General features: G+C 63.9%; 9 protein-coding genes and 1 pseudogene. 3 read left to right on the top strand and 7 right to left on the bottom strand.

All coding sequences use genetic code 11. The annotated features are described in order from the left end of the window. Positions 1-1,428: transcription-repair coupling factor family protein (locus tag NKI85_RS36380; RefSeq protein WP_502900781.1), on the bottom strand; the 1,428-nt coding region annotated here is incomplete at its 3' end. A 13-nt stretch (positions 1,429-1,441) separates the two neighbouring features. Further along, complete coding sequence (locus NKI85_RS36375) at positions 1,442-1,729, bottom strand: succinate dehydrogenase assembly factor 2 (RefSeq protein ID WP_352531024.1); 288 nt, start codon at positions 1,727-1,729, stop codon at positions 1,442-1,444. 91 nt (positions 1,730-1,820) lie between these two features. On the opposite strand from NKI85_RS36375, the gene recG reads away from it, so the two are divergent. Then, positions 1,821-3,929, top strand: coding sequence for an ATP-dependent DNA helicase RecG (recG, locus tag NKI85_RS36370; RefSeq protein WP_352780631.1), 2,109 nt, complete (start codon positions 1,821-1,823; stop codon positions 3,927-3,929). On the opposite strand, the gene NKI85_RS36365 is transcribed toward recG, so the two are convergent. The 3 genes from NKI85_RS36365 to glmS form a co-directional block, all read right to left on the bottom strand. Further along, positions 3,881-4,633: a DUF502 domain-containing protein gene (locus tag NKI85_RS36365; protein ID WP_352531020.1), complete on the bottom strand. Its 753-nt coding sequence runs from the start codon at positions 4,631-4,633 to the stop codon at positions 3,881-3,883. The genes recG and NKI85_RS36365 overlap by 49 nt on opposite strands. An 81-nt stretch (positions 4,634-4,714) precedes the next feature. Continuing rightward, positions 4,715-5,017, bottom strand: coding sequence for a HigA family addiction module antitoxin (locus NKI85_RS36360; RefSeq protein ID WP_352780630.1), 303 nt, complete (start codon positions 5,015-5,017; stop codon positions 4,715-4,717). A gap of 32 nt (positions 5,018-5,049) precedes the next feature. Continuing rightward, entirely contained in the window at positions 5,050-6,873 is a 1,824-nt protein-coding gene (glmS, locus tag NKI85_RS36355) for a glutamine--fructose-6-phosphate transaminase (isomerizing) (protein WP_352531018.1), read from the bottom strand. 289 nt (positions 6,874-7,162) lie between these two features. Between glmS and NKI85_RS36350 the strand changes: the two are divergent. Further along, a pseudogene (locus NKI85_RS36350) lies at positions 7,163-7,454 on the top strand (hypothetical protein). Position 7,455: 1 nt separating this feature from the next. Here the strand turns inward: NKI85_RS36350 and glmU are convergent. Next, on the bottom strand, positions 7,456-8,817 hold the full coding sequence (glmU, locus tag NKI85_RS36345) for a bifunctional UDP-N-acetylglucosamine diphosphorylase/glucosamine-1-phosphate N-acetyltransferase GlmU (protein WP_352531016.1): 1,362 nt from the start codon (positions 8,815-8,817) through the stop codon (positions 7,456-7,458). 139 nt (positions 8,818-8,956) lie between these two features. Further along, a complete protein-coding gene (locus NKI85_RS36340; RefSeq protein WP_352780628.1) occupies positions 8,957-9,904 on the bottom strand; it encodes an AraC family transcriptional regulator in 948 nt (315 codons plus the stop codon). A gap of 127 nt (positions 9,905-10,031) precedes the next feature. Between NKI85_RS36340 and NKI85_RS36335 the strand changes: the two genes are divergently transcribed. Continuing rightward, complete coding sequence (locus NKI85_RS36335; RefSeq protein ID WP_352531060.1) at positions 10,032-10,925, top strand: SDR family oxidoreductase; 894 nt, start codon at positions 10,032-10,034, stop codon at positions 10,923-10,925. The last annotated feature ends 211 nt before the right edge of the window (positions 10,926-11,136 follow it).

Below are 11,136 nucleotides of genomic sequence, written 5' to 3'. Positions count from 1 at the left end.
CAGCCGGTCGCCGAGAATGTCCTGCTCGGCGACGACGACCAGTTTTTCGGTCTCGAAGCCGGATTCGAGCGACAGCACGGCCAATCCCGCCTGCCCCGGCTCGAGCCTTTCGGCTTCGGCAAGCGTCGCCACCGGCTTCAGGTTGCCAAGGTGATGCTCGGCCAGGATCTGGCCGAGCCGGTCGAGCGAGCCTTCGGTCCAGCCGACGACGATGACGCGGCGGCGGGCGGCGCGCTCGTCGGCGATGTGTTTTACGACAACGTCGAAGACGTTGGCGTTAGGATCGGCGCGTTCCTCGACGAAGCTCCGGCCATGGCGCGAACCGGCATGGAACACCTTTTTCGCGCCTGCATCCGGCGCGTCGAAGGACGTGAAGTCGATCGCTTCGCGCGGGCCAAGCGAGGCGATCAGGTTCTCGGGCGACAGATAGAGCAGATCCGGCGGCACCGGCTTGTACGGCACCGCGTCCTTCAAGGCGCCGTCGGCCTGCTTCTTGCGCGCTTCGTAGTGGTCTAGGATCAGCGTATGGCGCTCGGCCAGTGCCTCATGCGCCAGATGATCAAACACCACGGGCGCGTCGGGCAGATAGTCGAACACGGTTTCCAGCCGCTCATAGAAGAACGGCAGCCAGTGCTCCATGCCGGCAAACCGCCTGCCCTCGCTGACCGCCGCATAGAGCCCATCGTCGCGGGAGGGTGCGCCAAAGGCTTCGATGTAGGCGCGGCGGAAGCGGCTGATGGTTTCGGGCGTCAGCGCCACCTCGCTCATCGCCTGCAGCGCCATCGATTTGCGTTGGCCGGTGGTGCGCTGCGTTGCGGTGTCGAAGACGCGGATCGATTCCAGCGTATCACCGAAAAAGTCGAGGCGCAGCGCCTCCGTCCAGCCGGGCGCGAAGAGGTCGAGAATGCCGCCGCGCACCGCAAATTCGCCGATGCCGCGCACCGTCGGCACCCGCTCGAAGCCGGAAGTCTCCAGCCGCGACACCAGTACGTTCATGTCGATCTGGTTGCCGGGCTTGGCGTGGAAGGTCTGCGCCTCGACGAGTTCCGCTGGCGGAATGCGCTGAAGCAATGCATTCGCGGTGGTGAGGACGACGGCACGGTGCGGCTTCTTCGCCAGCGCAATCATTGCGGCCAGTGCATCGAGCCGCCTTGCGGCGGCATCGGCGCCGGGCGAGACGCGGTCGTAAGGCAGGCAATCCCAGGCCGGCAGTTCCAGCACCGGCAGGCCCGGCGCGGCAAAGGAAAGCGCCTCGACGATAGCCGGCAGGCGCTGCCCATCGCGCGCCACGAACAGCACCGGCTTGTCAGGTGCGATCTCGTGCGCAGCCTGCACCAGCGCAAAGGCTTCGTAGCCGTCGGCGACGCCATCGACGATGAACTGGCCGGCGCGGCCTTTCGGCAGACCGATCGTAGGAATAAGGCTCATGGCTACACGTTGTTCAGAAGGTCATGGCCCGGCGCGAGGCCAGGATTTTTTGCAGGACGGCACAATCCATATCCGCCGGAACCGGGCGCTCGCCGGTGACGATGGGCAGGAATTCGGTGTCGGGAATGTCGAGAAGCCTTTCATATTGGTCGATTTCGTCGCCGGTCAAGGCGCCGATCTCGGCATCGGCGAAGCTGCCGAGTATCAGGTCCATCTCGCGCATGCCGCGGTGCCACGAACGAAACAGAAGCTTGCGGCGGCGGGCGTCGAGCCCCTCGCTTGATCGTGTCGTTCCGGTCATCGTGCAACATCCTTGCCCAGGCGGCGCATATAGCGTGGATAGAAGGCGGTGTCAGCCTTGCGCTACGGCCGGCGCAACATAAGCTGACATCATGCGTCCCTCCCTCCTCGATCCGCTGTTTGTCCCGATCACCTCGCTTGCCGGCGTCGGGCCGAAGGTTGGTGCGCTGATCGAGAAAGTCGTGGCGGCCGATCTCGGCGACCGGGCCGCGCGCGCCGGCAACCTCTTGTTCGTGCTGCCGCATACTGTCATCGACCGCCGCAACCGGCCGGGCATCGCCGGCTCGGCCGAAGGCGCCATCGTCACGCTCGACGTCCGCATCGACCGCCACCAGCCGCCGCCGCGCGGCAACAGATCGGTGCCTTACCGGGTCTACGCCCATGACGACACCGGCGAGATCGCGCTGACCTTCTTCCATGCTCATGCCGCCTATCTCGAAAAGGCAATGCCCGAAGGCGAGCATGTCGTCGTCTCGGGCCGCATGGAATGGTTCAACGGCCGCCCGACCATGGTTCATCCCGATCACATCGCACTTGCCGGCGACGCGGAAAACCTGCCGCTGGTCGAGCCGGTCTATCCGCTGACCGCCGGGCTATCGGGCAAGGTGCTGCGCCGGGCAATCGGCCAGGCGCTCGCACGCTTGCCGGTGCTGCCCGAATGGCAGGACGGCGAGTTCCTGCGCCGCCACACCTTTCCTGCCTTCGGCGATGCGCTCACTCGCATCCATAACCCGGCCGACCCGATCGACGTCTCCGTCGACGGCGCAGCGTGGCGACGCCTTGCCTATGACGAGTTTTTGGCAGGCCAGGTGTCGCTGGCGCTGGTCCGGGCCAAGGTCCGCCGCTTATCGGGCCGGCCACTCGTCGGCGACGGCCGCATCGTCGACAGGGTGCGCGCCGCGCTCCCCTATTCGCTGACGGTGTCGCAGGAAATGGCGCTTGCCGAAATCAACGCCGATCTCGGCGACCCTGAACGCATGCTGCGTCTCTTGCAGGGCGATGTCGGCGCCGGCAAGACGGTGGTCGCGCTGCTCGCCATGGCGCGTGCCGTCGAGGCCGGCGGCCAGGCGGCATTGATGGCGCCGACCGAAATCCTGGCGCGCCAGCATCTCGCAACCATCACCCCTTTGGCGGAAAGGGCCGGCTTGCGCATCGCCATCCTCACCGGCCGCGAAAAGGGCCGCGAGCGCGCCGACACGCTGACCGGCCTGGCCAATGGCGACATCGACATCGTCGTCGGCACCCATGCGCTGTTCCAAGAAACGGTGACGTTCCATGACCTCGTGTTCGCCGTCGTCGACGAGCAGCACCGTTTCGGCGTCCACCAGCGCCTTGCCATCACCGCCAAGGGCGATGCGCCCGACATGCTGGTGATGACGGCAACGCCGATACCGCGGACGCTGGTGCTGACCGCCTTCGGCGACATGGACGTGTCCAAGCTGACGGAAAAGCCGGCCGGCCGCCAGCCGATCCGCACTGTCACTTTGCCGCTCGAACGGCTCGACGAGCTGATCGGCCGCATGCTCGACGCCGTCGCCGACGGCCAGAAAATCTACTGGATCTGTCCGCTGGTCGAGGAATCCGAGGAAATCAAGCTGATGTCGGCCGAGGACCGTTTTGTCTCGCTGAAGCCGCTGTTCGGTGATCGGATCGGCCTGGTGCATGGCCGCATGAAAGGCGCCGACAAGGACGAGGCGATGCGCGCCTTCAAGCAGGGTGATACGCGCATCCTGATCGCCACCACCGTCATCGAGGTCGGCGTCGATGTGCCGGACGCGACGATCATGGTCATCGAGCATGCCGAGCGTTTTGGCCTTGCCCAGCTGCACCAATTGCGCGGCCGGGTCGGGCGCGGCGACAAGCCATCGTCGTGCGTGCTGCTCTACAAGGACCCGCTTGGCGAGACGGCAAAACGCCGGTTGTCGGTGATGCGCGAGACCGAGGACGGCTTCCGCATCGCCGAAGAGGATCTGAAGCTGCGCGGCGAAGGCGAGTTGCTCGGCACCCGCCAATCCGGCACGCCGGGCTTCCAGGTGGCGCGCATCGAGGCGCATGCCGACCTGCTCGAAGCCGCCCGCGACGATGCGCGGCTGATCCTGTCGCGCGATCCGGAACTGCAATCCGAACGCGGCACGGCGTTGCGCCTGCTGCTCTATCTGTTTGGCCGCGACGAGGCCGTGCGGCTCCTGCGCGCCGGCTGAGGCATGGTGTCGAGCGGCGGATTGGCAAGCGCGCCGTGGATCTGCTCACCGTTCACCGTCACCATTTTGACCGCCGGCGCCACCAGGCCGGCCGACACGATCAGCTTGGCTCCGTCCTCAATCGTCATGTCGAGCAGCACGATGTCGGATTTCGGCACATACATCAGAAAGCCCGTGGTCGGGTTGGGCGTACACGGCATGAACACGGCAATCAGCGGATCGCCTTTCTGGTCGAGCTTCTGATTGATCTCGGTTTCCTTCTCGCTGGCGACGAAGACCAGCGACCAGACCCCCTTGCGCGGATATTCGACCAACCCGACCTGGCGGAACATGTCGCCCTTGTTCGATAGCACCGTCTCGAAAATCTGCTTCAGCGAACCGTATATGCCGCGCACCAGCGGCATGCGGCCAAGCAGGCGCTCGCCGAAATTGACGATGGCGCGGCCGACGATATTGGCGGTCAGGAAACCGATGAAGGTGATGAGGATCAGGGCGACGATCAGCCCAAAACCCGGAACCGGAAACGGCAGATAGGTGTCAGGATTGTAACGTGCCGGAATATAGGGTTTCACCCAGGAATCGACCCAGCCGATAAGCGACCAGGCAATGTAGGCGGTGATCGCCAATGGCGCGCAGACGACGAAGCCGGTCAGGAAATAGTTTCTCAGCCGGGTCATGCCTGAGGTCTTGAGAGCATCCGACATGGTTCACCGCAGCGTGTGTTTGCAACGCGACACTACTGAACCCGAAGGCGCTTTGGAATGGCGAAGTTTTTAAAAGATCAACTATGCCGTGGCTTCCAGCGGTTCGATCTTCTCGAGCTCCGGTGCGAGTTTCTTCGCCTCGGTTTCAAGTTCATAAGCCTGCTGAAAATTCATCCAGAATTCCGGCGTGGTGTTGAAGAACCTGGCGAGGCGAAGCGCGGTATCAGGAGTCAGGCCGATCTCTTCCTTGGCAATGCGTTCGATACGGGTGCGCGGAAGATTGAGCTTCTTCGCCAGCGCACCGGCACTCATACCAAGCGGGACGAGATATTCCTCGCGCAGGAACTCTCCGGGGTGAATTGGACGTACGAGTCTCAATGCCATGTCAGCCCAGCCACTCAACTTGAGGGCGAAACTTACTCCACCGTCACCGATTTCGCCAGATTGCGCGGCTGGTCGACGTCCGTGCCCATGAACACAGCGGTGAAATAGGCGAGCATCTGGATCGGCAGCGCGTAGATGATCGGCGAGATGATTTCCGGCACGTCCGGCAAAACGATCGTCTCCATCGTCTTGACCGTGGCGTGTGCGGCGCCCTTGCTGTCGGTGATCAGGATGATCTTGCCGCCGCGTGCCGCGACCTCCTGCATGTTCGACACGGTCTTTTCAAAGATGCGGTCATGCGGGGCGATGACGATGACAGGCATGTTCTCGTCGATCAGCGCGATCGGGCCGTGTTTCAACTCGCCGGCGGCATAGCCTTCGGCGTGGATATAGGAAATTTCCTTGAGCTTCAGCGCGCCTTCCATGGCCAGCGGAAAATTGGTGTCACGACCGAGATAAAGCACGTTTTTGTAGTGCGAAAGGTCGCGCGCGATCTTTTCGATCTGCCCGTCGAGCTTCAGCACCTGGTTGGCATAACGCGGCGCTTCGGACAGCTCCCGCACCAGGGTCTTCTCCTGCTCACGCGAAATCGTTCCGCGCGCCACGCCCGCCCGCACCGCCAGCGAGGCCAGCACGGAAAGCTGACAGGTGAACGCCTTGGTCGAGGCGACGCCGATTTCCGGGCCGGCCAATGTCGGCAGGATGACGTCGGATTCACGCGCCATGGTCGATTCGCGCACATTGACCACCGCGCCGATCTTCATGCCGGCCTTGCGGCAGTAGCGCAGCGAGGCCAGCGTGTCCGCGGTCTCGCCCGATTGCGAGATGAAGAAGGCGGCGTCTGTCTTCGACAGCGGCATCTCGCGGTAACGGAACTCCGAGGCGACATCGATGTCGACCGGCAGCCGCGCATAGCGCTCGAACCAGTATTTGCTGATCAGCCCGGCCAGATAAGCGGTGCCGCAGGCGGAAATCGCCAGCCGGTCGATCTTGGCGAAATCGAACGGCAGGTCGAGCGGCTTCGACACGCCGCCGACGAAATCGACATAATGCGCCAGCGTGTGCGAGATCACTTCCGGCTGCTCATGGATTTCCTTTTCCATGAAATGGCGCCGGTTGCCCTTATCGACCATGAAGCTGGTGCTGAGCGATTGCTGGCGCTTGCGGTCGACCTTGTTGCCGTCCATGTCAAAGATGCCGACTTCGTTGCGGCGCACCACCGCCCAGTCGCCGTCTTCCAGATAGGTGATCGAATTGGTGAACGGGGCAAGCGCGATGGCGTCGGAGCCAAGGAACATCTGGCCGTCGCCATGGCCGACGGCCAGTGGCGGGCCGTTGCGCGCGCCGACGATCAGATCCTCGTCGCCCTTGAACATGATGGCGAGCGCAAAGGCGCCTTCCAGCCGCTTCAGCGCCTGATGTGCGGCCTCGACCGGCTTCAGCCCCTTGGCCAGTTCGCGCGCCACCAGATGCGCGACGACCTCGGTGTCGGTCTGCGACGAGAAGCTGTAGCCGTCGCGCATCAATTCGCCACGCAATTCGGCGAAATTCTCGATGATGCCATTGTGGACGATGGCGACGCCGTCGGAAAAATGCGGATGCGCATTGGTCTCGTTCGGCACGCCATGCGTGGCCCAGCGCGTGTGGCCGATGCCGATCATGCCGTCGAGCGGTTCGTCCTTCAGCCGGCGCTCGAGATTGACCAGCTTGCCTTCGGCACGGCGACGGTCAAGCTTGCCGTGCTCGATCGTGGCGACGCCGGCCGAGTCATAGCCGCGATATTCGAGCCGTTTCAGCGCATCGACGATGAGCGGCGCGACCGGCGAGTTACCGACAATTCCAACGATACCGCACATGGCGCTTGCCCCCGACTCCGACTTCAAACCCGGCGCTATTTAGAGACTGCCGGGCTGCCGCGAAAAATCACATTGCATTTCGTCCGGTATCAGCCGGAACGGTCCTGCACAGATGCACCATGACAGAACGCTCTTGCAATCCGGTTATCGCAATTGCTCAGATTCTTCGCGCATGTATGCTATCTCGCCTCAACGGCCCCTGAAATCGGTCAAAGACATGATGCGATCATGAAACGAACGAATTGACACGGTGACGCTATGGCGTCCGGTTGGGCCGCACGAACTGGAGTTGATCCAGAAGTCAGGGATGCGCGCCTTTCCCCTCGACTTGCCGATCAGCCGATCTTCTATCCGGTAACGAGCGAGGCCTATGCCACCCAGATCGCCCGCGACTGGAATGTGCCTGCGAGCGGATCAGTTTCGTGACGCGTTTCGAGGTGCGTCGCAGCTTTCTGGACCGTTACAGTGTCCAGCATGCCGGCAGCAGGGCGCATCTGGGATACTGGATCTCGGCCGAAGACCTGCCCGCCTTCAACGATGCAATCGTTGGCGAAATCGAGCTTGTCGCCGAGTTCCGTTAGGCTAGCCTTTTTTGCGGGCCGCCGCGGCCGAAGCGAACCGTTCGCGCAACTCCTTGCCCTTGCCGGGCAGAGTCCGCTGTCGGGCGCGGCCGAAGGCCAACGCATCGTCGGGCACGCTTTCGGTGATGACGCTGCCCGAGGCGATGTAGCCGCCCTTGCCGATCGACACCGGCGCCACCAGCGAGGAGTTCGAGCCAATGAACGCGCCTTCGCCAATATCGGTGAAGAATTTCGAATAGCCGTCATAGTTGCAGGTGATGGTGCCGGCGCCGATATTGGCGCCCGCGCCGATGCGGGCATCGCCGATATAGGTCAGGTGGTTGACCTTGGCGCCCTCCTCGACGATCGCCTGCTTGACCTCGCAGAAATTGCCGACCTTGGACTTGTTTCTCAGATCGGCCCCGGGCCGCAGCCGCGCGAACGGCCCGACATCGCAATTCGACGCGATGGTGGCGCCTTCGATATGGCTGAAGGCATGGATCTTGGCGCCCGTGGCGATTTTCACGCCCGGCCCGAACCAGACATTCGGTTCGACGATCGTATCGGCGCCGATCTCGGTGTCGTACGAGAAGAACACAGTTTCAGGCGCAATCAGTGTCACCCCGGAAAGCATCGCTTCATGCCGTCGACGCGCCTGCCAGATACCTTCCGCCTGGGCAAGCTCGGCACGGTTGTTGATGCCGAGCGCGTTGTCGAAACTGGCTTCGGTGGCGACGACATCAAGTCCCTGCGCAGCGGCGATCTCGACGATGTCGGTGAGATAATACTCGCCCTTGGCGTTCTTGCTGCCGACCGCATCGAGCAACTTCAGCGCGTGCCTGCCGGCGACCGCCATCAGCCCGCCATTGCAGAAGGTGATTTTCTTCTCCTCGTCCGAGCAGTCCTTCTCCTCGCGGATGGCCACGAGCTTGCCGACCTTTTCGATCAGCCGGCCATAGCCGGAAGGATTTTCTGTGCGGAAGCCTACCACGACGACAGCCGCACCTTCCGCCAGCTTCAGCCGCGCTGCGGCGAGTGCCTCCGGATCAATCAGCGGCGTGTCGCCGAACATCACCAGAATGTCGTCATAACCCTTTGATATTGCTGCGCGTGCGGCAAGCACGGCGTGCGCGGTGCCGAGACGTTTTTCCTGGACGAAAGCCTCGGCCTTCGGCGCGAACTTGAGTGCCGCCTTGCGCATCTCGTCGCCGCCATGGCCGATCACCAGCGCCAGATCGCCGCTGCCGGCGGCTTCGGCCGCCTTCACGACATGGGCGACCATCGGCAGGCCGGCGATTTGGTGCAGCACTTTCGGCACGGCACTCTTCATGCGCGTGCCTTCGCCTGCGGCGAGGATGATGGAAAGGCAGGATCTCTGGCTCATGGAATGGCAACCGTTGAAAAGGGATCTGGAATCGAAGCGTTAGTAGCACCGGCGCCATGCTGCACCAATGCGGTTAAATTCCGGTGAGACGGCGAGCCCTCCAACCGCTTACATCCGCGACACGCTCAAGCCGATCGGCTCAGGCAGCTTCCGCCCCGTTACGTGACGCGAAGGCCGGAGCCCGGCCACGGCCATATTGCCGCGGCGAACAGTTCATGACCCGCTTGAAGGCTGTGCTGAAGGCGCTTTCGGATTCATAGCCGAGCGACAGCGCAATGACGGACACGGGATCGCTGGAATTCGCCAGCCTGTCCCCGGCCAGCAACATTCGCCAGCGCGTCAAATAGTCCATGGGCGAAGCGCCGACCGTCTCCTTGAATCTGAGCGCAAAGGTCGATCGCGACATGCCGGCCCGTTCCGCCAACTCCTGCAATGTCCAGCCATGCGCCGGATCGTCATGCATGGCGCTGATCGCCGCGCCCATCTGTTTGTCCGCCAAGGCAAAGAGCCAGCCGACGCCGCCTCTCAGTCCTTCCGAAAGATGCAGCCGCAGCGCCTGAACCAGCATCATGTGGGCGAGATGCTGAATCACCAGAAAGCCACCCGGCTGCGGCTCGCGCAGTTCCTGCATCATCCGCTCCACAGACCAGCGAAGCGCCGACTGGTCCGACTCTTTGCGGATATGCACAATGGCTGGCAGCATCCGCAACAGGATGCCGGCATGGTTGCCACCAAGCGCGAAGCGGCTGCTGACAAGAAAGAAATCACCGCCGCCATTGTAGATCACGACACCGCCGGCCCGCGCTGGCGGAAAAATCTTGACGGCTTCAACAGGCGTCAAGCTCATGTCGCTTGCAAGACGGAAAGGCCGTCCGCTCGGCAGCAGGAAGCAGTCCCCCGTTCCCAGGCGCACTGCGTCGGCAACGCCCTCCACCGACAGCCAGCACCGGCCGGAGACCACCGCTCCGGTCTTGATGCTTTGCTGCTGGTCGGGGAACTGGATCGACCATTCACCACCCGCGTCGAAGCCGGCTGACATATAGTTTCGCGGCTTCAGCAGCGAGAGCACATCTGAAAGGGGATCCATGGGTCATCCCGGACGATTGCAAAGATAATACGGACTTTACCGCATAGATCGTATTTTCTCAAGCGCCTATCACGACACCACCGGACCGCGAACATGGTCGTGGTCAGAGTAACAAGGAGAAGTCGTGATGCGTGTTTTCGTTACCGGGGCGACCGGATTCGTCGGTTCTGCCGTCGTTCAAGAACTCATCGGCGCCGGCCATCAGGTGCTCGGTCTCGCCCGCTCGGAGGCGTCGGCCAAGTCGCTGGCCGCTACCGGAGCGGAGGTGCATCGAGGTGACCTCGAAGACTTGGAAAGCCTGCGCAGGGGCGCGGCCGTCGCGGATGGAGTGATCCATACTGGCTTCAACCATGACTTCTCGAAATTCGCGCAAAACTGCGAGATGGACCGGCGCGCCATCGAGGCGTTGGGGGGCGTACTCGAAGGCTCCCAGCGTCCCCTGCTCGTCACCTCCGGAACCGCGCTCCAGGCGCGGGGCCGCATCGCGACCGAGGAAGATGCGCCTGTCCCCGCGTCCGCCTCGTATCCTCGCGCCTCCGAAGCGACAGCCGCCGCGCTGGCGGCGCGCGGCGTGCGCGCATCGGTTGTCCGTCTTCCCCCGTCGGTCCATGGCCAGGGCGATCACGGCTTTGTTCCGATCCTCATCGACCTTGCTCGCAGGAAGGGCGTGTCGGCCTATGTCGGCGAAGGGCTCAACCGCTGGCCCGCAGTGCATCGGTTCGATGCCGCCCGCGTCTACCGGCTTGCGCTCGAGCACGGCGCCGGCGGCGGGCGCTATCACGCGATCGCCGAAGAGGGCGTGCCATTCAAGGACATCGCCAGCGTGATCGGTCGGCGTCTGAACGTACCCGTGGTCGCCAAGTCCCCGGAAGAAGCGGCCGGCCATTTCGGCTGGTTCGCGATGTTCGCGGCGATGGATGTCCCGACCTCGAGCGAACGGACCCGGGCGCTGCTGAGGTGGGAGCCGAGCGGACCCGGGCTCATCGCCGATATCGACCAGCCGGGCTATTTCGAAGGCTGAACAGACCACGTCGCGGGGGGGGGGGGGGGCGGCGCCGGCCCCCCCCCGCGCCCCACCCCCCCAGCGGCGCCGGGCGCGGGGGGGGGGGGGGGGGGCGGGGGGGCGGGCGGCGGCGCCCCGGGGGGGGGGGGGGGGGGGGGGGGGGGGGGGGTGTGGGGGGGGGGGGGGGGGCGGGCGGGGGTGGGGCGACTCGGCGGAGCTGCCGCGCGCG

The organism is Mesorhizobium sp. M0571, from assembly GCF_040320985.1.
Taxonomy (GTDB): Bacteria; Pseudomonadota; Alphaproteobacteria; order Rhizobiales; family Rhizobiaceae; genus Mesorhizobium.
This window is presented reverse-complemented; position numbering and strand designations above follow the sequence as displayed.

Excerpts from the sequence above, each read along its gene's own strand:
- NKI85_RS36340 (WP_352780628.1), bottom strand. The coding sequence starts at position 9,904 with ATGGATCCCCTTTCAGATGTGCTCTCGCTGCTGAAGCCGCGAAACTAT.
- NKI85_RS36335 (WP_352531060.1), top strand. The coding sequence starts at position 10,032 with ATGCGTGTTTTCGTTACCGGGGCGACCGGATTCGTCGGTTCTGCCGTC.
- glmS (WP_352531018.1), bottom strand. The coding sequence starts at position 6,873 with ATGTGCGGTATCGTTGGAATTGTCGGTAACTCGCCGGTCGCGCCGCTC.
- NKI85_RS36365 (WP_352531020.1), bottom strand. The coding sequence starts at position 4,633 with ATGTCGGATGCTCTCAAGACCTCAGGCATGACCCGGCTGAGAAACTAT.
- NKI85_RS36375 (WP_352531024.1), bottom strand. The coding sequence starts at position 1,729 with ATGACCGGAACGACACGATCAAGCGAGGGGCTCGACGCCCGCCGCCGC.
- recG (WP_352780631.1), top strand. The coding sequence starts at position 1,821 with ATGCGTCCCTCCCTCCTCGATCCGCTGTTTGTCCCGATCACCTCGCTT.
- NKI85_RS36360 (WP_352780630.1), bottom strand. The coding sequence starts at position 5,017 with ATGGCATTGAGACTCGTACGTCCAATTCACCCCGGAGAGTTCCTGCGC.
- glmU (WP_352531016.1), bottom strand. The coding sequence starts at position 8,817 with ATGAGCCAGAGATCCTGCCTTTCCATCATCCTCGCCGCAGGCGAAGGC.